The organism is Niveispirillum sp. CC-CTL257, assembly GCF_059489915.1.
Genome location: NZ_JCAJXE010000001.1, coordinates 2,932,594 through 2,954,130, shown reverse-complemented (window position 1 = coordinate 2,954,130; position 21,537 = coordinate 2,932,594). Strand labels below are relative to the sequence as shown.

Annotated in this window: 18 protein-coding genes and 1 tRNA gene; 14 read left to right on the top strand and 5 right to left on the bottom strand. The window is 63.6% G+C overall.

Annotation, left to right across the window (positions count from 1 at the left end; genetic code table 11):
* The first annotated feature begins 325 nt into the window (after positions 1 to 325).
* The 4 genes from dnaK (at position 326) to trpS (ending at position 6,330) form a co-directional block, all read left to right on the top strand.
* The gene (gene dnaK, locus ABC729_RS13825) at positions 326 to 2,254 is read left to right on the top strand and encodes a molecular chaperone DnaK (protein ID WP_495608132.1); all 1,929 of its coding nucleotides are present in this window, start codon (positions 326 to 328) and stop codon (positions 2,252 to 2,254) included.
* A gap of 175 nt (positions 2,255 to 2,429) precedes the next feature.
* Complete coding sequence (gene dnaJ / locus ABC729_RS13820; RefSeq protein ID WP_495608131.1) at positions 2,430 to 3,575, top strand: molecular chaperone DnaJ; 1,146 nt, start codon at positions 2,430 to 2,432, stop codon at positions 3,573 to 3,575.
* Between the two features lie 111 nt (positions 3,576 to 3,686).
* Positions 3,687 to 5,252: a murein biosynthesis integral membrane protein MurJ gene (murJ, locus tag ABC729_RS13815; RefSeq protein ID WP_495608130.1), complete on the top strand. Its 1,566-nt coding sequence runs from the start codon at positions 3,687 to 3,689 to the stop codon at positions 5,250 to 5,252.
* Between the two features lie 76 nt (positions 5,253 to 5,328).
* Positions 5,329 to 6,330 carry a tryptophan--tRNA ligase gene (gene trpS / locus ABC729_RS13810; protein ID WP_495608129.1) on the top strand — a complete coding sequence of 334 codons (1,002 nt, stop codon included), beginning with the start codon at positions 5,329 to 5,331 and terminating at the stop codon, positions 6,328 to 6,330.
* 59 nt (positions 6,331 to 6,389) lie between these two features.
* Here trpS and ABC729_RS13805 read toward each other — a convergent pair whose 3' ends face one another.
* The 3 genes from ABC729_RS13805 to ABC729_RS13795 all read right to left on the bottom strand — a co-directional run bounded on the left by ABC729_RS13805 (position 6,390) and on the right by ABC729_RS13795 (position 10,289).
* Positions 6,390 to 9,254, bottom strand: a complete 2,865-nt coding sequence (locus ABC729_RS13805) for a [protein-PII] uridylyltransferase (RefSeq protein ID WP_495608128.1) — start codon at positions 9,252 to 9,254, stop codon at positions 6,390 to 6,392.
* A 127-nt stretch (positions 9,255 to 9,381) separates the two neighbouring features.
* Positions 9,382 to 9,897: a hypothetical protein gene (locus tag ABC729_RS13800; protein WP_495608127.1), complete on the bottom strand. Its 516-nt coding sequence runs from the start codon at positions 9,895 to 9,897 to the stop codon at positions 9,382 to 9,384.
* Between the two features lie 107 nt (positions 9,898 to 10,004).
* Positions 10,005 to 10,289: a BolA family protein gene (locus tag ABC729_RS13795; RefSeq protein ID WP_495608126.1), complete on the bottom strand. Its 285-nt coding sequence runs from the start codon at positions 10,287 to 10,289 to the stop codon at positions 10,005 to 10,007.
* A gap of 67 nt (positions 10,290 to 10,356) precedes the next feature.
* On the opposite strand from ABC729_RS13795, the gene ABC729_RS13790 reads away from it, so the two are divergent.
* The 6 genes from ABC729_RS13790 to cobT all read left to right on the top strand — a co-directional run bounded on the left by ABC729_RS13790 (position 10,357) and on the right by cobT (position 16,001).
* Positions 10,357 to 11,289, top strand: a complete 933-nt coding sequence (locus ABC729_RS13790) for a DMT family transporter (protein WP_495608125.1) — start codon at positions 10,357 to 10,359, stop codon at positions 11,287 to 11,289.
* 87 nt (positions 11,290 to 11,376) lie between these two features.
* The gene (locus ABC729_RS13785) at positions 11,377 to 12,006 is read left to right on the top strand and encodes a J domain-containing protein (protein ID WP_495608124.1); all 630 of its coding nucleotides are present in this window, start codon (positions 11,377 to 11,379) and stop codon (positions 12,004 to 12,006) included.
* A gap of 36 nt (positions 12,007 to 12,042) precedes the next feature.
* Positions 12,043 to 13,047, top strand: a complete 1,005-nt coding sequence (cobS, locus tag ABC729_RS13780; RefSeq protein ID WP_495608123.1) for a cobaltochelatase subunit CobS — start codon at positions 12,043 to 12,045, stop codon at positions 13,045 to 13,047.
* 237 nt (positions 13,048 to 13,284) lie between these two features.
* Positions 13,285 to 13,584 (top strand): hypothetical protein, encoded by a 300-nt coding sequence (locus ABC729_RS13775; protein WP_495608122.1) that lies wholly within the window; start codon positions 13,285 to 13,287, stop codon positions 13,582 to 13,584.
* A gap of 134 nt (positions 13,585 to 13,718) precedes the next feature.
* Positions 13,719 to 13,988, top strand: coding sequence for a hypothetical protein (locus tag ABC729_RS13770; protein ID WP_495608121.1), 270 nt, complete (start codon positions 13,719 to 13,721; stop codon positions 13,986 to 13,988).
* 129 nt (positions 13,989 to 14,117) lie between these two features.
* Positions 14,118 to 16,001 (top strand): cobaltochelatase subunit CobT, encoded by a 1,884-nt coding sequence (gene cobT, locus ABC729_RS13765; RefSeq protein ID WP_495608120.1) that lies wholly within the window; start codon positions 14,118 to 14,120, stop codon positions 15,999 to 16,001.
* Between the two features lie 10 nt (positions 16,002 to 16,011).
* Here cobT and ABC729_RS13760 read toward each other — a convergent pair whose 3' ends face one another.
* On the bottom strand, positions 16,012 to 16,761 hold the full coding sequence (locus ABC729_RS13760; RefSeq protein WP_495608119.1) for a LytTR family DNA-binding domain-containing protein: 750 nt from the start codon (positions 16,759 to 16,761) through the stop codon (positions 16,012 to 16,014).
* 162 nt (positions 16,762 to 16,923) lie between these two features.
* On the opposite strand from ABC729_RS13760, the gene ABC729_RS13755 reads away from it, so the two are divergent.
* Together ABC729_RS13755 and ABC729_RS13750 are read left to right on the top strand one after the other, a co-directional pair.
* Complete coding sequence (locus ABC729_RS13755) at positions 16,924 to 17,376, top strand: (2Fe-2S)-binding protein (RefSeq protein WP_495608118.1); 453 nt, start codon at positions 16,924 to 16,926, stop codon at positions 17,374 to 17,376.
* 19 nt (positions 17,377 to 17,395) lie between these two features.
* Entirely contained in the window at positions 17,396 to 19,558 is a 2,163-nt protein-coding gene (locus ABC729_RS13750; protein ID WP_495608117.1) for a xanthine dehydrogenase family protein molybdopterin-binding subunit, read from the top strand.
* A gap of 22 nt (positions 19,559 to 19,580) precedes the next feature.
* Here ABC729_RS13750 and ABC729_RS13745 read toward each other — a convergent pair.
* Positions 19,581 to 19,657: transfer RNA gene (locus ABC729_RS13745), tRNA-Arg, on the bottom strand.
* A 192-nt stretch (positions 19,658 to 19,849) separates the two neighbouring features.
* On the opposite strand from ABC729_RS13745, the gene ABC729_RS13740 reads away from it, so the two are divergent.
* Positions 19,850 to 20,767: a sulfite exporter TauE/SafE family protein gene (locus ABC729_RS13740; protein WP_495608116.1), complete on the top strand. Its 918-nt coding sequence runs from the start codon at positions 19,850 to 19,852 to the stop codon at positions 20,765 to 20,767.
* Complete coding sequence (locus tag ABC729_RS13735) at positions 20,764 to 21,531, top strand: TIGR02186 family protein (RefSeq protein WP_495608115.1); 768 nt, start codon at positions 20,764 to 20,766, stop codon at positions 21,529 to 21,531. Before ABC729_RS13740 ends, ABC729_RS13735 begins: the two co-directional genes overlap by 4 nt.
* Positions 21,532 to 21,537: the final 6 nt, after the last annotated feature.

Sequence of the window (21,537 nt, the reverse complement as noted above, 5' to 3'; positions counted from 1 at the left end):
ACAAATGGTTCATACATATCCGGTGCAACCGGAGTGGCATATGGTTTACTTATACGTCATATAAACATGTTTACTTTCAGGGAAGTGACAGCGGTGTCTACACGCATGGCGCACAGCTATCCGCTTGCGACGGGCTCAGCGGCTGTGGCATCGCAGCCTTGACGAAAAAGTCAATGCCGTTACCAAGGCAGGACAGTTGCGGATATTGGCCGTCCTGCCTATATCTGCTGTGCGCCAGGACGGTGACCCGTCCCGGGGATCAACGATGGGGACCATATCGCGGTGCTTTGGGCTGCGGGCGGTCTGCCGAACAAGAGAGGTCGTCATGAGCAAGGTTATCGGTATCGATCTGGGCACCACGAATTCCTGCGTGGCCGTCATGGAAGGCACGCAGGCCAAAGTTATCGAGAATGCCGAGGGTGCGCGCACCACGCCGTCCATGGTCGCCTTCACCCAGGGTGGTGAACGGCTGACGGGACAGCCCGCGAAGCGCCAGGCCGTCACGAACCCCGACAACACCCTGTTCGCCATCAAGCGCTTGATCGGCCGCCGTTACGATGATCCGGTGACCAAGAAGGATGCCGGTCTGGTCCCGTACAAGATCGTGTCGGGCGGCAATGGCGATGCCTGGGTCGAAGCCCAGGGCGACAAGTACAGCCCCAGCCAGATCAGCGCCTTCATCCTGCAGAAGATGAAGGAAACCGCCGAGGCGTATCTGGGCGAAAAGGTCACCCAGGCCGTCATCACGGTTCCCGCCTATTTCAACGACAGCCAGCGTCAGGCCACCAAGGATGCCGGCAAGATCGCCGGCCTGGAAGTGCTGCGCATCATCAACGAGCCGACGGCCGCCGCCCTTGCCTATGGCATGGAAAAGAAGGGCACCGGCACCATCGCCGTGTACGATCTGGGTGGCGGTACGTTCGACGTGTCGATCCTTGAGATCGGCGATGGCGTGTTCGAGGTGAAGTCCACGAACGGCGACACCTTCCTGGGCGGTGAGGATTTCGACGGCAAGATCATCGATTACCTGGCCGAGGAATTCCAGAAGGAGCAGGGCATCGACCTGCGCAAGGACCGTCTGGCCCTGCAGCGCCTGAAGGAAGCCGCTGAAAAGGCCAAGATCGAGCTGTCCAGCTCCGTCCAGACGGAAGTCAACCTGCCGTTTATCACGGCTGACGCGTCCGGTCCGAAGCACCTGAACATCAAGCTGACCCGCGCCAAGCTGGAAGCCCTGGTTGAAGATCTGGTCCGCCGCACCGTCGGTCCCTGCCAGGCGGCGCTGAAGGATGCCGGTCTGAAGGCGTCCGAAGTGGATGAGGTGATCCTGGTCGGCGGTATGACCCGCATGCCCAAGATCATCGAAACCGTGAAGCAGATTTTCGGCAAGGAGCCGAACCGTGGCGTGAACCCCGACGAGGTGGTGGCCATCGGTGCGGCGATCCAGGGCGGCGTCCTGAAGGGCGACGTCAAGGACGTGCTGCTGCTGGACGTCACGCCGTTGTCGCTGGGCATTGAGACGCTGGGCGGCGTGTTCACCCGTCTGATCGACCGCAATACGACGATCCCGACCAAGAAGTCTCAGGTCTTCTCCACCGCTGAGGATAACCAGTCCGCCGTGACCATCCGCGTGTTCCAGGGTGAACGCGAGATGGCCGCCGACAACAAGATGCTAGGCCAGTTCGACCTGATGGGCATTCCGTCCGCCCCGCGCGGCGTGCCGCAGATCGAGGTGACCTTCGACATCGACGCCAACGGCATCGTCAATGTCGGTGCCAAGGATAAGGCCACCGGCAAGGAGCAGGTGATCCGTATCCAGGCCTCTGGCGGTCTGTCTGACAGCGACATCCAGAAGATGGTGAAGGACGCCGAGGAGCATGCGGCGGAAGACAAGAAGCGCAAGGAACTGGTGGAAGCCAAGAACCACGCCGACGGTCTGATCCACTCCACCGAGCGGACCCTCAAGGAGAATGAGGACAAGATCGCCGCTGCTGACAAATCCGCCGTCGAAGCCGCCATTGCCGATCTGAAATCGGCCATGGGCGGTGAGGACCCGGCGGCCATCAAGGCCAAGACCGATGCCCTGGCCCAGGCCAGCATGAAGATCGGCGAGGCCCTGTACAAGGCCGGTCAGGAAGGTGGGGCGGCTGACGGCGCTTCTGCTTCTGCCACCAACACCGGTGACGATGACAATGCCGGTGGTGAGAAGGTGGTGGACGCCGACTTCGAGGAAGTCGACGACCGTAAGAAGAACTGACGCCGTTTGACCCCCATTTCGGGGGCGGGACAGCCGTTCCAAGTCTGGCGCTGGCCCGCCCGGTTTACCCGGGCGGGCCAGTTGCTTGACAGGAATGTTGATGAATTGGCTTCCAATCCGGGTCTGGCGCCAGTGACGGGCCGGCCGGACCGGATGCGAAGGGACAGAGGCCACCATGTCGAAGCGCGATTATTACGAAGTCCTCGGCGCCCCGAAAAACGCCAGCGCCGACGACCTGAAAAAGGCCTATCGCAAGCTGGCCATGCAGTATCACCCCGACCGCAATCAGGGTGACAAGACGGCCGAGCAGAAGTTCAAGGAAATCAACGAAGCCTATGATTGCCTGAAGGACGAGCAGAAGCGCGCGGCCTATGATCGGTTCGGCCATGCTGCCTTTGAAGGCGGCGGCGGACGTCCCGGTGCGGGGGGCGGCGCCGGCGGCTTTGATTTCGGCGGCGGCTTTGCCGACATCTTTGACGAGATGTTCGGGGAGTTCATGGGCCGCGGCGGGCGCGGCGGCCAGACCAACAACCGCGGCAATGACCTGCGCTATAACCTGGAAATCAGCTTGGAGGACGCCTTTAAGGGTTCCGCCACGCAGGTGCGCGTGCCGACCAGCGTGATGTGCGATCCTTGCGGTGGGTCGGGGGCGGAGGCGGGCAGCAGCCCTACCACCTGCGGCACCTGCAACGGTGCCGGCAAGGTGCGGGCCCAGCAGGGCTTTTTCACCATTGAACGCACCTGCCCCACCTGTAACGGGGCGGGCCGTGTCATCAAGGACCCGTGCCGCCATTGCGGTGGCCAGGGCCGCGTGCGCAAGGAAAAGACCCTTCAGGTCTCCATCCCGGCGGGCGTGGAGGACGGCACCCGCATCCGTCTGGCCGGTGAGGGGGAGGCAGGGCTGCGCGGGGGTACACCGGGCGATCTCTATATCTTCCTCTCGATTGCCGCCCATCGCTTCTTCCAGCGCGATGGTGCCAATCTACATTGCCGGGTGCCCATCCCCATGACCACGGCAGCACTAGGCGGCACCATCGAGGTGCCGACCATTGATGGCAGCCGGGCCAAGGTGAATGTCCCCGCCGGCACCCAGACAGGTCATCAGTTCCGGCTGAAGGGCAAGGGCATGAGCGTGCTGCGCAGCCCGGCGCGTGGCGACATGTACATCAATGTCATGGTCGAAACGCCCGTGAACCTGACGAAGCGCCAGCAGGAATTGCTGCGTGAATTTGAAAAGGATGCCTCGGAAAACGGCCAGAACCCCGAGTCGGAGGGCTTTTTCGCCAAGGTGAAAGAGTTCTTTGCGGACCTTAAGGATTGATCCGACATCGTAGAGCGGATTAGGCGGTAGCCGTAATCCGCGGTAAACCGTCACCGTTGCTCCGCGGATTACGCTGTCGCTAATCCGCTCTACGAACTGTCGGACCCCTACATGAGCTTTGCCCGCGCCATCGCCACTGTCGGCGGCATCACCATGGTCAGCCGCGTGCTGGGCTTTGTGCGTGACATGCTCCAAGCCCGCCTGCTGGGCGCCGGCATGGAGGCGGATGCCTTCTTTGTGGCCTTCCGTCTACCCAACCTGTTCCGCTCCCTGTTTGCTGAAGGCGCCTTCACGGCGGCCTTCCTGCCGCTGTTTGCCGGTGCCATGGAGAAGGAAGGCAAGGAGGCGGCCAAGGGGCTGGCGGAAGAAGCCCTGTCCTTCATGGTCGCCATCTTGATGATTTTCTCAATCATCATGGCGCTGGCGATGCCCTGGGTGGTGGCGGTTCTGGCCACGGGTTTTCATGATGATCCCGCACAGTTCAAGCTGGCGGTGACGCTTTCCCACATCACCTTTCCCTATCTGGCGCTGATTTCCATCACGGCATTATTTGGGTCTATCCTCAATGCTGTGGGCCGTTTCGGGCCGTTCGCGGCGGCACCGATCCTGCTGAATATCGTGCAGATCACGGGCCTGCTGTTGTCGGGGCCGCTGGGCATTGGCGCACATTGGATGTTGGCCTATGGCGTGCCGGTTGCGGGCCTGGCGCAGATGGTCTGGATGATCCTGGCCGCACGTCGGGCGGGTATGGGGCTGCGCCTGCGCCGCCCGCGCCTGACCCCGCGTGTGAAGAAGCTTTTCGCCTTACTGGCCCCCGGCATCCTGGGGGCTGGCGTCTATCAGTTCAACCTGCTGGTCGGCACCAATCTCGCCTCTTGGCTGCCCACCGGGGCGGTATCACATCTGCAATATGCCGACCGCTTGAACCAGTTGCCCATGTCGGTGATCGGTGTGGCCGTGGGTACGGCCCTGCTGCCGCTGCTGTCACGACAGATGGCGGCGGGCGATAATGATGGGGTGAAGGCCAGCCTGTGCCGGGGCCTGGAGTTCGCGGCCCTGTTCGGTCTGCCGGCAACCGTGGCCCTGCTGACCATTCCGGCCCCGCTGGTCCATGTGCTGTTCAAGGGCGGGGCCTTCACAGCGGCGGATGCCAGCGCCACAGCGGCGGCGCTGCAGGCCTATGCCATCGGCATCCCGGCCTTCATTGTGGCCAAGATCCTGTCTTCGGCCTATTTCGCCAAGCAGGATACGAAGGGGCCGGTGCGCATCGCCATCGTGGTGTTGATCGGCAATGTCCTGGTCTCGCTGGCCCTGATCGAACCGCTGGGCCATGTCGGGCTGGCTCTGGCACCGGGCCTGACAGCGTGGTTGAATGTCGTGCTTCTGGCCATCGGCCTGCGTCGCCGGGGCCTACTGGTGCTGGATGCGCGGCTGAAAAGCCGCCTGTGGCGTATGGCGCTGGCGGCTATGGGGTTGGCGCTGGCTGGCATAGGGTTGACGGAACTGTTGGCGAAATGGCTGTTTGTGGGTGCAGCCCTGGAACGGATCAGCGCCCTGGTGGCCGTTATTGCCGGTGCCTCCATCACCTATTTCGCGCTGTGCTTCCTGCTGGGTGCCACCCGCCTTGCGGAGATCAAGGGGCTGTTGCGCCGGGGTGGCGGCACGCCCGCCGCTTGACCGGGGCCGCACGCCCGCGCGATACAGACGGCCCGGCATTTCGCCTTCCACAAGCGACCGATAGAGACCTCAAACGATGAGCCTTATCTTTTCCGGCATGCAGCCGACCCGCCAGCTCCACCTCGGCAATTATCTCGGCGCGCTGAAGAACTGGGTGAAGCTGCAGAACGACATGGACGCCATCTTCTGCGTCGTCGATCTGCATGCCATGACCATCGAGCATGACCCCGAAACCCTGCGGAACAATATCCGCGAGGTCGCCGCCGCCTATATCGCGGCCGGCATCGACCCCGACAAGAACATCCTGTTCAACCAGTCGGCGGTCAGCGGCCATGCCGAACTGAACTGGATTCTCACCTGCCATACCCCTCTGGGCTGGCTGAACCGGATGACCCAGTTCAAGGAAAAGGCCGGTAAGCAGAAGGACAATGCCGTCCTGGGCCTCTATGCCTATCCGGTGCTGATGGCTGCCGACATCCTGCTGTACAAGGCCACGCATGTGCCGGTGGGCGAGGATCAGAAGCAGCATCTGGAACTGGCCCGCGACATTGCCGGCGCCTTCAACCGTTACTATAAGGCCGACGGCTTCTTCCCCCTGCCGGAACCGCAGATCCTGGGCGAGGCGACGCGGGTGATGAGCCTGCGTGACGGCACCAAGAAAATGTCGAAGTCGGATGAAAGCGAATATAGCCGCATCAACCTGACCGACGATGCCGACACGATCGCCCTGAAAATCCGCAAGGCCAAGACTGACCCGGAACCCCTGCCCGAAACGGTGGAGGACCTGGAGAAGCGACCAGAGGCCAATAATCTGGTCACCATCTATGCCGCCCTGTCCGACACGACCCGCGCCGCCGTCCTGGCCCAGTTCGGCGGGCAGCAGTTCAGCGCCTTCAAGGGCGCATTGGCCGACCTGTCGGTTGCCAAGCTGGCCCCCATTGCCGGTGAGATGAACCGGCTGCTGGGTGATAAGGCGGAACTGGACCGGCTGTTGAAGAAGGGTGCCGACCGCGCGAACGAGATCGCGGCGCGGACGATCAATGAGGTGAAGGATCTGGTGGGGCTGGTGCGGTTCTGATCCCCAAAGCCCATAAGCTATAACAGGGGATGGGCGGGAGACCGTCCATCCCCTTTCTATTACGCCGCCTTCTTCTTCACCTTCGTCGCCTTGGCCGGTTCCGGCTCTCCCTCCGGATCGGCCAGGGCCGACAGCAGGGCGTGGCGGATTTCGGCAAGCTTGCGTTCATGCGTGACCTTCAGACCGAACACATCCTTCACATAAAACACGTCGATAGCGACGTTGCCGTAGGTGGAGATCTTGGCGGACGCGATCTGCAGGTTGGCCTGGGTCAGGGTGCGGGTCAGCAGATAGAGAAGACCTGGACGGTCGCGGCCGTTCACCTCGATCACGGTGTGATTGCCCGTGACCGTGTTATCGACCAGCACACGCGGCGGCACCTTGAAGGCCCGTGACCGGGCCGTCTGCGGCGGGCGGCGACGGTCCAACTCGTCGGCCAGCCGCAGCTCCCCGGCCAGGACCTTGTCCACCATCACCGACAGGCGGGCCAGCTTGTCCCCGCTGTCGAACGACCCGCCGCCAGCCGCCTGCACCGTGAACACGTCCAGCGCCATGCCGTTGGTCATGGTGAAGATACGGGCATCCATGATGTCGGCCCCGGCCAGGGCCAGGGCACCGGCAAGCCTTGAGAACAGGCCTGGATGGTCGGCGGTATAGACGGTGACTTCCGTCACCACACGCCCCCGGTCGATACGGGTATCCAGCGTCAGCGGGGCCTTGGTCCGCTCCGCCTCCCGGATCAGGCGGGCATGATGGGCCAGTGTCGGCGTATTCAGCGACAGCCAATAGCCGGGATAGGCCCGCGCCATATGCGCATCAATATCGGCGGCGGGCCAATCGGCCAGTTGCGCGCGCAGCTGACCTTGCGCGGCGGCGACGCGGCTGTCACGACCCTCTGTGCCCACGGCACCCGACATCCGCTCCTCGCTGCGGCGGTATAACTGACGCAACAGCGTGGCCTTCCAGCCGTTCCAGCGGCCCGGCCCCACGGCCCGGATATCGGCGACGGTCAGGCAGAGCAGCAGCTTCAACCGCTCCGGCGACTTCACCAGATCGACGAACTTGGTGGTGGTATTCTCATCATCCAGGTCGCGCTTGAAGGCGGTGTCGGACATGGCCAGATGCCAGCGCACCAGCCAGACCACGGTTTCCGTCTCTTCCTCTGTCATGCCCAGGCGGGGGCAGAGCTTTTCCGCCACCTTGGCACCCAGGATGGAATGATCTCCGCCCCGGCCCTTGGCGATGTCATGCACAAGCATCGCGACATAGAGCGCGCGGCGGGAGGAAACGGTGTGGATAACCTCCGATGCCAGCGGCACCTCTTCGGTCAGCGCACCCTTTTCCACCTGATGCAGGATGCCCACCGCGAACAGCGTGTGTTCGTCCACGGTGAAGTGATGATACATGTCGAACTGCATCATGCCGACGATGCGACCGAAATCCGGCACGAACCGGCCCAGGACGCCGGCTTCGTTCATGCGGCGCAAGGCGACTTCCGGGTCCTTCTTCGATGACAGGATTTCCAGGAACAGGCGGTTGGCATCCGCATCCTCGCGCAGTTTCGGCCCGATGCTGGACAGCGCGCGGGTGATGGCGCGCAGCGCGTTGGGATGGATGTCGAGATCATTTTCCTGTGCCACATGGAACAGGCGGATCATGTCGATTGGCTGATCCTTGAAATGCCGCTCCGACTTCACGTTCAGGCGACCGGCATCCAGGGTGAAACCGTTGAAATCCGCCCCACGCTGGAACCGCTTGCGCAGGAAGGCAAAGCGCGGGGCGCGTTTGCTTTCCTGTTCCAACGTGGCGCAGAAGATGCGGGTCAGGTCGCCCACGTCCTTGGCGATCATGAAATAATGCTTCATGAAGCGCTCAACGGCGTTCTTGCCGGCATGTTCGGTATAGCCAAGACGCCGCGACATCTCTGTCTGCAGGTCAAAGGTCAGGCGATCTTCCTGGCGGCCCGTCAGGTAATGAAGCTGGCAGCGGGCAGCCCACAGAAAGCTCTCGGCCTTGGCGAAACGCAGCGCCTCCTCCGGCGTCAGCACGCCCTTGGCGACCAGCCCCTCCACCTCATCGACCTGATAGGCATATTTGGCGATCCAGAACAGAGTCTGCAGGTCGCGAAGCCCGCCCTTGCCCTCTTTGATATTGGGTTCCAGCATGTAACGGCTGTCACCGACCTTGCGGTGACGCTCGTTGCGCTCTCCCATCTTGGCTTCGATGAAGGCAGTGACGCTGCCACTGGCGGCCACCACATCCTTGGCGAATCGCTTGCGCAACTCATCAAACAGGACCTTCTCCCCCCACAGGAAGCGGGCTTCCAGCAGGCTGGTGCGGATGGTCATGTCATCCAGCGACAGGCGGATACATTCATCCACCGACCGCACCGCGTGCCCCACCTTCCAGCCCAGGTCCCAGAGCAGGTAGAGCATGTACTCCACCACCTGCTCCACGCGCGGCGTGCGCTTATAGGGGAGCAGGAACAGCAGATCGACGTCGGAGAAGGGGGCCATCTCGGCCCGGCCATAGCCGCCGATGGCGACGATGGCCAGCCGCTCTCCCTTGGTCAGTTCGGCGGTCGGGTAGACATGGTCCAGCGTGAAATCGGCCAGCGCCTGCACGATACCATCGGTCAGTTTTGCCGTCTGGTGTACGCAGTCATCGCCGCGATGCGACCCTTCGAACCGGGTACGTATGGCGGCCCGGCCTTCGGCCAATATCTCTTTCAGCAGGGATAGAAGCGGCCCGCGCAGCTTGTCGATGCTGCCATCATGAGCCTCTGCCAGGGCGTTAAGCCGTTTGACAATGCCCGACCGCCCTGGAATGGGCGGCTGTCGCCCGCCATCGGGGCGGCGGGATTGGCCTTCGCCGGGGGCTTGGCTGGTGCTGCGGGGGGTGACGGTGGGAATTGTATCTGGCATCGCACGGGTTCCGGGACTGTCCCTGCGCGACAGTATGGCACGAAACATCCGTCCAGGCTTGGGCCTTCCGTATACGAACAGCCCCATACCCCCCTCCCTGCGATGATTTTTACCCTTTCAGAGGGGTTCAGCCCTCTCCGGCAGCACTCAGCAGCCTCCGCGCATTCTCGTTGGTGGCGCGGTGATAGGGGGCCAGACCGCGCCCGCCCAGGCGCGACGCCTCCAGCGCCATGCGGCCACAGGCGATTTCCGCTGCGTTCAGGCTGGTTTCGACATAATCGCTGGCGGCACCGCCATAACGAATGGGATCGGGCGGTACGGCCATCTCCATCCCGGCCTGGGCTGTGGCCGTCATCTGCTGTGCCAGCCATTCCAGCCAGACATCGGACAGGGCCAGCAGACCCGATGACAGGGCGCGCTGAGCCTCCAGGGCCGCATCCAGCTTTTCCCAGACCATGGTGGTGAATTCCGGGTCTTGCAGGCGACCGGGGTCAAAGCCGGCGGCAGCCAACCGGATGGCGCGCAGGCCAATGGTTTGCTGCGCCGCCCACAAGGTCTCGCCCAGGACCATGGCCGTCGCTGTCAACTCGGCGGCGACCTCTGCACCACGGGCGGCCAAGGGTGTCGGGGTTTTCCGCGTCATAATCCGTCCCCTTCATCAGGCAGGGGAGGAGCCCCCACCAGGACAGGGTACAGAGTGTCATGTTGCAACGCAACATGCCCTGCGGCGGGTGGTCGCGCCGGTGGTGGTTACGCCTTGGCCGCCTCTGCTGGGGTCAAAGCCTGGATGGACAAGGCGTGTACACGCTCAGCCAGTTCCGCCGATACCGCGCCATACACCAGACGCTGGCGTGCCACGCGTCCCAGCCCCTCGAACCGGTCTGACACGATGACCACATCGAAATGCGTCTCGCCCCCCGGTTGGTCGGCACCTGCATGGCCGGCATGATGGTGTGAGACATCCTTGATGGTGAGGCTTTGCGGGTTTAGAGCCTCTGTCAGCTTGTCCCGCATGCGGGTCGCATAGATTGCCATTGTCATATCCGGGGGCCGGTCGGCCTTGTGTCAGGGTTGGGGCATGGCCAACAGGTAGTGGATCATCATGTCGGATACCAGCCCGCCGAAGCCGGCGGCGACGAAGAAAGCCCATCTGGTGACGGGGCCGATGGCCGTCACCCTGCTGGTGCTGGTCATCGTTCTGTGGGGTGTGAACTGGCCTGTGATGAAGCAGGTGGTGGGCCATATGCCGCCCATCAGCTTTGTTGCCTCGCGTCTGCTGCTGGGTGCTGTTTCACTGCTGATTTTCACCGCCGCCCTGCGGCAGCTCCGCCTGCCGTCCAGGGCCGATCTGCCCGTGATCCTGTCGGTGGGCGGTTTGCAGATGGGGGTTTTCACCCTGCTGGTCACCATCGCGGTTCAATATGTGCCGGCGGGTCGTGCCGGCATCCTAGCCTACACCACGCCGCTTTGGGTGGTGCCGCTGGCCCTGATCTTCCTGAAGGAAAAGGTGGGCTGGGCCAAGGCAGGTGGGCTGCTGATCGGTCTGTCGGGCGTTGCGGTGCTGTTCAATCCGGCGGCGTTCGACTGGACGCAGCGGCCTGTTCTGCTGGGCAATGGCTTGTTGATGCTGGCGGCCCTGATCTGGGCTTGCAACATCGTGCATGTGCGCCGCCACCGCTGGGTCGGCACGCCGTTGCAACTGGCCCCCTGGCAGATGATGCTGGCGGCATCCATGGCTACCATCGCCGCCCTGGTGACGGAGGATCAGTCGCAGATCGACTGGTCGGGACAGCTGGTGGTGCTGTTGATCTATAACGGTCCCATCGCCACCGCCTTCTGCTTCTGGGCCATGGTCACGGTCAATCGGGCTTTGCCGGCCATCACCACGTCACTGTCGGTTCTGGGCGTGCCGGTGGTTGGCCTGCTGTCCTCGGCCCTGTGGCTGCGCGAGCCGCTGACCCTGACCAATCTGGTCGGCCTCGGTCTGATCGGGGGGGGATTGATGCTGGTGGCCCTATCGGAACGGCGGACATAGGCGCTTTGGCACGTCAAGCCTAGTTTGACTGCATGGCAGGCAGACGCGCAACCGGGAACGCGCGTTATCGGCGTCCTTGTCAGCGTCGTGCTTGCCACCCATACTCTGCCGGCTATGCAGAAGAACCGGCCCAATCTTTCCTTCGACTACCGGGAGGCACCGCGCGCCCATCTGCGCGCGTGCGACCATCCCGGCTGTCGGGAGGCAGGGGAACATCGGGCACCCAAGGGCCGGGACAAGCTGAACGATTATTTCTGGTTCTGCCTGGATCATGTCCGCGACTATAACAAGTCGTGGGACTTCTATGCCGGCATGAGCCAGGACGAGATTGAGCGCCATGTCCGCCAGGATACAACCTGGCAGCGCCCGTCCTGGCCCATGGGCGACTGGCGTTCGCGTGAGAAGCGCGCCCGCGACAAGGTATTCAATGGTGGTTTCGCGTTCGGTGCCGACTGGTCGGGCGAGGAGGGCGAGACCCGCCGCAGTGCGCCCCGGCCCAAGGCCCGCACGCCGGAGGAAGAGGCGCTGATGGCGCTGGACTTGCCCCCTGACGCAGATTTTCCCACCATCAAAGCCCGCTACCGCCAGCTCGCCAAACAATATCACCCCGACGCCAATGGCGGGGCGAAAGAGGCGGAAGAACGGTTGAAATCCATCAACCAGGCCTACACAACACTTAAGGCCGCCTTTGGCGGACAGCAGTCCGATCAGGCCTGACAGACCCCGGCATCAGAGATCAGAAGCAGCGCAAGAATGGCACCCGACATGGTTTCCAACAGCACGGCCACCCATCCCGAATTGCCCGACATCACCGTGTCCGTGCGCGAGGTTTTCGGCATCGACAGCGACATGCGTGTCCCGGCCTTCTCCGTCGCAACGGAACATGTGCCGGAACGGGACAAGGCCTATCGCTTCGACCGCGAGACGACGATGGCCATCCTGGCCGGCTTTGCCTATAACCGGCGCGTCATGATCCAGGGCTATCATGGCACCGGCAAGTCGACCCATATCGAACAGGTCGCAGCCCGCCTGAACTGGCCCTGCATCCGCGTCAACCTGGACAGCCATATCAGCCGTATCGACCTGATCGGCAAGGACGCCATCGTGCTCCGCGATGGCAAGCAGGTGACGGAATATCGCGAAGGCATCCTGCCCTGGGCCTTGCAGCATGCCTGCGCCGTCGTCTTCGACGAATATGATGCCGGTCGCCCCGACGTGATGTTCGTGATCCAGCGCGTGCTGGAACTGGAAGGCAAGCTGACCCTGCTGGACCAGAACAAGGTCATCCGCCCACACCCGGCCTTCCGCCTGTTCGCCACCGCGAACACTGTTGGCCTGGGCGACACCACGGGCCTGTATCACGGCACGCAGCAGATTAACCAGGGCCAGATGGACCGCTGGAACATCGTGGCGACGCTGAATTACCTGCCGCATGCCGACGAGGTGCGGATCATCCTGGCCAAAGTACCGGATTACGATACCGATGAACGGCGCGGCACCGTGGCCGCCATGGTGCGTCTGGCCGAAATGACCCGCAGCGGCTTCATCGCTGGTGACATTTCCACGGTGATGAGCCCACGTACCGTCATCACCTGGGCCCAGAACACGGCAATTTTCGGCGGCGATGTTGGTTTTGCTTTCCGTGTTTCCTTCCTGAACAAGTGTGACGAGGTCGAGCGCGCCACCGTCGCGGAATATTATCAGCGTTGCTTCGGCCAGGAATTGCCGACGGGTGCCTTTAAGGGCACGCTCGTCTAAGCATAGAAATCTGAAGATTTACAAGGCGGCTGCATCAACGATGTGGCCGCCTTTTTTGTCAGCTAGTTATTTGCAAATATGCAATCAATCAATCCGATTAACATCCAGTTTATCCATTCAGCTGCTCCACTCTGCCTTTCGTATTATAGAATGGTTGCGGCACGGCAATTGCCGAAGCATCAATTATCCGTTAGCATATGTATTGGGGCATGTATTGTTACTTTGGAGAATGCGACGATGAAGAAGTTTGGATTGGGGTTGGCCGCCCTGGTGCTGGCCGCCCAGCCGTTCGTGGCCGGTATTGCCATGGCCCAGGCCGCACCGGCGGGGGACGCGCCTGCCGCTGCTGCCAACGCTGCTGCCGCAGACGATGCCGATAAGGAAATCTGCAAGGGCGAGAAGCCGACGGGCACGCGTCTGGCCAAGAAGAAGGTCTGCCGCACCAAGGCCGAGTGGGACGAATTCTACCGCCTGCAGCGCGCCGAGACGGAGCAGATGCAGCGTAACGATATGGCGATCAAGACGCCCAAGGGCTGATCGCATGTCGCGCGATGGCGGGCCGCGATGGGGCGGTCCGTATCGACGGCAGGGGCGGTTTGCCGCCCCCGTCGTTGTCCATCGGACGTGACAGTACCGGGCCTGGGCAATTCCATTGATAAGGGAGGAAGCACATGCGCGGAATTGTATCCTTTGTAGTGGTGGCGGTCATGACGGCCTTGCCCGCTACGCTGGTCCATGCGCAATCCGGCGGTAACCAGGCCCCGGCGGTTTCTTCAGAGGCCGACAAGCAGATCTGCAAGAAGGAAAAGGAGACGGGAAGCCGTCTCGCCGCCAAGAAGGTGTGCCGCACCAAGGCGGAATGGGATGAGTTCTACCGTCAGCAGCGGGCAGAAACCGAGCAGATGCAGCGTAATGACGCTGCCATCAAGACACCCAAGTAGGCGCTTCCCGCCGTCCGGCATGAGCGGGACGGATAGGCGACCCCGGCAAAATGGTTGGGTATGATCACACCCATCCGTTATTGTTGCCGTGCGCCCTGTCGATGCGGGCGGATGGAACAGTGACGGATCATGACCCAGGAAAGCCCCCTTGAGACCTTCAAGCGCGCCACCACCGCCACCGTGCGGGCCCTGGCGGACCGCAAGGATCTGGTGGTCGGCTTCTCTTCCGAACCGGCAGGTGTCGCGGGCACGCGGGTTCGCGTCCCACTGCCGCCGCGCGATCTGAATCCGCGTGAACTGGCGCATGTGCGTGGGTCGGCGGATGCTGCGGCCCTGCGGCTGCGCCATCACGACGCTCTTATCCATGCCAACCGCATGCCGGTCAGTGAACAGGCCCGCCTGTCCTATGAGGCGCTGGAACAGGCGCGGGTGGAAGCCATCGGTGCCACCCAGATGAAGGGCGTGGCGGGGAATCTGGCCGCCAACCTTGAAGAAAAGTACCGCAAGGCGGGCTTTGACCGGTTGAACGACCCTGAACAGGTGCCGGTGCCCGACGTTCTGCGCCTGCTGGCGCGGGAGGCCATGACGGGGGCGCCCCCGCCGGAAAGTGCGCGCGCCGCCATTGATCTGTGGCGACAGAAGGTGGCCGAAAAGCTGGGGACGGGCCTGGATACCCTGTCGGGCGTCATGGAGGATCAGGACGCCTATGCCAAGGCTGTTCGCCGTCTGCTGTCCGATATGGACATGGAAGTGGGCGCCGAACCGGAAAGCGATGAGGGCGAACAGGATAACGCGCCTGAAAGCCCCGATGCCGGCGATAGCGACAAGGAAATGGACAGCCAGGGCGGCCAGCAGCAATCCGGCGAGGATCAGTCGCAGGAAATGCAGGAGCAGCAACAGCAGCGCCGCTCCGAAGAGGCTGCCGAAGGTGAGGATGGCGAGAAGGCAGAGGGCGAGCTGAGCGAGGGCGAGGGATCGGAGGAGCCGGGCAATCCCGGTCAGCAGCCGCGCCCCGAACGCGCCCGCAACGAACCCGACGCCGGTGCCTACAAGCCCTATACCACCGCGTTTGACGAGGTGGTGGACGCCGCCGACCTTTGCGACCCGGATGAACTAACACGCCTGCGCCTGATGCTGGATCAGCAGTTGCAGCACTTGCAGGGCGTGATCTCCAAGCTGGCCAACCGGTTGCAGCGCCGCCTGCTGGCCAAGCAGACCCGGTCATGGGAGTTCGACCTGGAAGAAGGCATGCTGGACGCGGCGCGTCTGGCCCGCGTCGTCATCAACCCGACGGTGCCGCTCTCCTTCAAGCGGGAGAATGAGACGGATTTCCGCGATACCGTCGTCACCCTGCTGATCGACAATTCCGGCTCCATGCGTGGCCGCCCCATCTCCATCGCAGCGATGAGCGCCGACATCCTGTCGCGTACCCTGGAACGCTGTGGCGTGAAGGTGGAGATCCTGGGCTTCACGACGCGGGCCTGGAAAGGCGGGCAATCGCGCGAACGCTGGATCGCGGCTGGAAAGCCGCCGCAGCCGGGCCGCCTCAACGATCTGCGCCACATCATCTATAAGGGGGCGGATGCGCCCTGGCGCCGGGTGCGCCGCAATCTGGGCCTGATGCTGCGCGAAGGCATCCTGAAGGAGAATATCGACGGTGAGGCCCTGATGTGGGCGCATCAGCGCCTGCTGGCCCGCCCCGAACAGCGCCGCATCCTGATGGTGATCAGCGACGGCGCGCCTGTGGATGACAGCACGCTGTCAGTCAATAACGGTTCCTATCTGGAAAAGCACCTGCGCGCCGTCATCGACTGGATCGAAACCAAAAGCCCGGTGGAACTGGTGGCCATCGGCATCGGCCATGATGTCACCCGCTATTACCGCCGCGCCGTCACCATCATCGATGCCGAACAACTGGGTGGCACCATGATGGAAAAGCTGGCGGAACTGTTTGACGAGGACAGCCGCCGGGGTTGGGGTGCCGCACCCAGACGGGCCGGGGGACGGCGGTGACAACCGCCTGTCAGGGGGACCCTTCCACCTGCGGCCAGCCACTTTCCTGTACCGCCAGCCTGTAGGTTCGGCTGACGGGGATTCGTAACCCGTTGGTCAGCACCAGAACAAGGCGCGCGCCGTCCCGGTCCACCCGTTGCACAGCGGCCTGCGCAACCCAATGCGAACGGTGTACCTGCCGGCCGGCATCGGCCGGCAGTTCCGCGATGGCGTCGGCCAGCCGGCGCAGGATCAGGGTGCTACCCTGTTCGGTATGCACCCGCAGATAATGATCCTCCGCCGACAGGGCCAGCAGTCGGTCTCCGGGTGCAACAGGCAAAGAGGAGACCCCAGCCTGCGTCACCTCTGCTGCGAGAAGTTCGTCGGGCGGAGCTGCTTCTGGTGTGGCTGTCATCTGCCGCGTGAAGACAAACCCCCGGACCAGATGCACTGGCACGACGATGGCGACGGCCAGAAGCGCCACGTCACGATACAGCCGGATCAGCGTCAGGGGCGATGGAGCCTTCAGACCACGCAGATAGGTCTCCAGCCAGATAACAGCGAAGGTCAGCGGTATGGCAGCCAGCAGACCTGCAGCAAACCCGGCGATGGCAGGCGCCAGACGGGGACGCCATTGACCCAGAGCCGCCAGGATGGTCGCCACCATCAGCCAGTTCAGCAGGGTAAGCCCCACCCAATAGCCGTAGCGGACGGGACCCGGTAAATTGCCAGTCTGGAAGGGAGCTATATGGCTCAGCAACAGGCCGATGGCTAAGGCCATGAGCACGTTGCGCGCCGGTGACGCCGTCCGCAGAAATGTCCGCGCCAATGTCACGGTATGTCACCCACGAAATCATTGTGCCGATCGCGAAGTCGCGCTTGCCGGGATGGCACCGCCGCTCCTGTTACTGCCGCACGCTACCAACTCGCGACGGGAAGTTCCATGGAGTTCACCATCACCATCAACGGTCGAAAGCAACGCTTTGACACGGCCGAGGATACGCCGCTGCTCTGGGCCCTGCGTGACGAGGCCGGCCTGACAGGTACGAAGTTCGGATGTGGTATCGCGCAGTGCGGGGCCTGCACGGTCCTGATCGATGGGGTTCCCACCCGCTCCTGCTCCATCCCGGCCAGCAGTGTGGCTGGCCAGAAGGTGACAACGATCGAAGGGCTTGGTAGGGATCGTCTGCACCCGGTGCAGCAGGCCTGGGTCGATGAGCAGGTGCCGCAGTGCGGTTACTGTCAGTCTGGACAGATCATGGCCGCCGTGGCGCTGCTGACAGAGACGCCGAAACCGACCGACGCGGACATCGAAGCCGCCATGACCAATATCTGCCGCTGCGGTACCTATCCCCGCGTCCGCCGCGCCATCAAACGCGCTGCCGGTCTGGCCTGACCGCATCGGAGAAATCATCATGTCGCAAGCATCCCTGAACCGCCGGTCGGTACTGAAGGGCGCGGTGTCCCTGGCTGGCGGGCTGGTCATCGGATTTCATGCCACAGGCCTGCCCGCCCAGGCGCAGGCACCAGCCCCCGCCCCCGTGCCACCGCCCAACGCCTGGCTGCGCATCGCACGCGATGGAACCGTGACTGTCACATCCAATGCGACCGAACTGGGCCAAGGCTCCATGAGCGTCGTTGCGCAGCTGATCGTCGAAGAACTGGATGTGCCCTGGTCATCGGTGCGGGTCGTAATGGGCGAGCCGGTGCCCGCCATGGCTCACCCGTTCTTCGGCGGCATGGGCACGGGCGGCAGCGCCACTGTGGTGGGGCAGTTCGACCATCTACGCCGCATTGGCGCGGCCGCGCGGCGGATGCTGGAAATGACCGCGGCCTCTGTCTGGTCCGTACCCGTGACGGAGTGCGTTGGTGCCGATGGGAAGGTGAGGCACGCAGGCAGTGGGCGGGAGCTGCCCTATGGAAGGCTGGCTGATGCCGCCATGCGGCTGGCGGTGCCGACGGATGTGCCGTTGCGGCCAGCGACCGCCTATCGCCATGTCGGGCAGGCGCGCCCGCGTCTGGATATTCCTGACAAGGTCACGGGCAAGGCGGTTTATGGCATGGATGTCCGTCTGCCCGGCCTGCTGACCGCCACCATCCGCCAATGCCCTGTGCCGGGCGGCCGACTGCTGGAAGTGGACGAGGCACCTGCTCTTGTCGTGCCTGGCGTCCGCAAGGTGGTAAGGCTGCCCGACGCCGTGGCGGTCGTGGCGACCGGTTACTGGCCGGCGGCCAAGGGTCTTGATCTGCTGACCCCCCGCTGGGATGACGGCCCGATGGCGCGTTGGGACGATCAGACGATCGCCGCCGCCCTGGCCGACGCCCTTGCCAATGCCGATGCCAAGGTTGAGGTCACTGGCGATGGCGCACCGAAAACCGGTGCCGTGCGCACCGTGACGGCGGACTACAATGTGCCTTACTTGCCCCACGCCGCCATGGAACCACTGACAGCCGTCGTGCATGTGCGGGAAAGCGACGCCGAAATCTGGGTCTCTGCGCAGTTCCCGGTGCTTGTGGCCCCGATGCTGGCCCCGTTGCTGGGCTTGCCGCCGGACCGCATCCGTGTCCACACCCTGCCCTGCGGTGGCAGCTTCGGGCGGCGGGTCTTCCAGGATTACATCGCGCAGGCCGCCCTGATCGCCAAGGCAACGGGCGCACCCGTGAAGCTGATCTGGAGCCGGGAGGAGGATATCCGCCATGATGCGGCCATGCGCCCGCCGGCTGCCGCCAGCCTGTCGCTGGTCCAGGACAAGGATGGACATCCGCTGTCATTCACGGCCCGGCTGGCATCACCCTCGGCCATTCGCGCTATGCCGCCCTATTTCCCGCCTTTGATGCAGGTGAAGGATGGGGTCGACCGCCTGTCGGTGGAGGGGATCAACCGAACCGTTTATGGGCTGGGTGACCGCGACATACGTTACCGCGATGCGGAGGTGCGGCTGCCGACAGGTCCTTGGCGATCTGTGGGCAACTCCCATAACCTGTTCTTCCTGGAAAGCTTCATTGATGAGGCGGCCCACGCTGCCGGCATTGATCCCCTGACCTACCGCCGTCAGTTGCTGGCCTCCCGGCCCCGGCATCTGCGCGTTTTGGAACGGGCGGCGGAAGCGGCTGGGTGGGGGCGTCCCTTGCCCTCTGGCCGGTTCCATGGCATCGCGATTGGCAACCCGTTCCGATCCGTCGTGGCGCAGGTGGCAGAAATCTCCGCCATCGGCGACCGGTTGCGCGTACACCGGATCGTCTGCGCCGTGGATTGCGGGACCGTGGTCAATCCTGACAATGCTCGTGCCCAGATCGAAGGTGGCATCATGTACGGCCTGTCTGCCGCCCTGTCGGGTCAGATCAACTGGGACGCCGGCAAGGTGCGCCAAGGCAACTTTGACGATTACCCGGTGCTGCGCCTCGCCGATGCGCCGATTGTGGAGACGCATTTTGTCGAGGCGGGGGAAGCGCTGGGCGGCCTGGGAGAGCCGTCCACGGCGTTGGTGGCCCCGGCGGTTTGTAACGCCATCTTCGCCGCTACGGGGAAAAGGCTGCGTTCTTTGCCCATCGTGAACGCGGGCTTCACAGTGGCCTGACAAAGGATGAGATGAGGGAACGTGGCGCGCCCGGCAGGACTCGAACCTGCTGCCTCCAGTTTAGGAAACCGGCGCTCTATCCTGATGAGCTACGGACGCCAACCACGTCCCCCATATAGCGGCAATCGCGCGCGCGGGAAAGCCCCAATGGGCTGGTTCCGGGCGCGCGAAGCACCTGTCCGACGGTGAATTATCCTTTTGCCGGATGCATTTGCTTCCCCGTGCCGGTGAAAGTCGGTACCATAACTGCGCTTGTCGCCACCCGGCCTCCCACGGGATCTGAACGGGATCATGCAGATTTACCTTCCCATCGCCGAACTCTCGGTCAACGCCCTGTTGATCTTGATGCTGGGCGGGGGTGTGGGGTTCCTGTCCGGGCTGTTCGGGGTGGGTGGGGGGTTTCTGATGACCCCGCTGCTGATCTTTATCGGCGTGCCGCCCGCCGTGGCCGTGGGCACCCAGGCCAATCAGCTGGTGGGCGCGTCGGTTTCCGGCGTGCTGGCCCATTGGCGGCGCAACAATGTCGATGTGAAGCTGGGCGGCGTCATGCTGATCGGCGGGGCCATCGGTACCGGCCTGGGCGTCTGGCTGTTCGGCCTGTTGCAGAAGCTGGGCCATATCGATCTCGTCATCTCGCTTTCCTATGTGCTGTTCCTTGGCACGGTCAGCTCGCTGATGCTGACGGAAAGCGTGCGGGCCATCGTGAAGGGGCGCGGGGTGCCGGCGCGGTCAAAGCTGCATCACCATACCTGGCTGCATGGCCTGCCCTTCAAGATGCGCTTCCCGCGCTCACGCCTCTACATCTCGGCCCTGCTGCCGGCCTTCATCGGCTTTGTCGGCGGCGTGCTGGTGGCGATCATGGGGATCGGCGGCGGGTTCCTGCTGGTCCCCGCCATGATCTATATTCTGGGCATGCCGACGGCCCTGGTGGCCGGCACCTCGCTGTTCCAGATCATCTTCACCACGGGGCTGGCGGCCTTTCTGCAGGCAGTGGGCAACCAGACCGTGGATATCGTGCTGGCCCTGCTGTTGTTGGTCGGCGGTGTCATCGGGGCGCAATTCGGGACACGGGCCGGGGCCAAGCTGCGTGGTGAACAGGCGCGCGCCCTGCTGGCCCTGATGGTGCTGGCGGTGGCCGTGAAGCTGGCCGTGGATCTGATTGTGCGGCCGGAGGATCTGTTCTCCATCACCCTGCCGGTGATGACATGACAGGCCGGACCCGCCGCCTTCTGGCCGTGCCCATGGCCCTGCTGGCCGGTTTCTGCCTGTGGCAGGCGGCGCGGCCCGCCTGGGCGCAGTCGCTGGTCGCCGACCTGTCCAGCCACCTGATCGCCATCACCACGGGCTTCACGGGCACCGATGTGGTGTTGTTCGGTGCCGTGGATGGCGATGGCGATGTTGCCGTCGTGGTGCAAGGGCCGGAGGGTGAGGTGACGGTGCGGCGCAAGGACCGCGTGGCCGGCATCTGGATGAATGTGGAGGATGTGGCCTTCGCCCGCGTGCCCGCCTATTACAATGTCGCGGTGACCGCACCTTTGGACGGGGTGGTGCCGCCATCGGTCCTGCAACGGCATGAGATCGGGCTGGATTATGTTCGCCTGCTGCCGGAGAAGGTGAAGCTGCCGCCGGAAAAGCTGGCCGAATTCCGCGCCGCCCTGATCCGCAATAAGCAACGGGCGGGGCTTTATACGACGGAGGTGGGCGAGGTCTCCTTCCTGGGGCAGCGCCTGTTCCGCACCCGCATCTTCTTCCCGGCCAATGTGGCCACGGGCACCTATACCGCATCGGTCTTTCTGATCCGCGACGGCGATGTGGTCAGCGCGCAGACCACGCCGCTGCTGGTGTCCAAGATCGGCTTCTCCGCCAATGTCTTTGAATTCGCACAGCGCAATTCCGTCTTCTACGCCATCCTGGGCATCATGCTGGCCGTGACATCGGGCTGGCTGGCCGGGATCGTTTTCCGAAAATCATAACGGCCT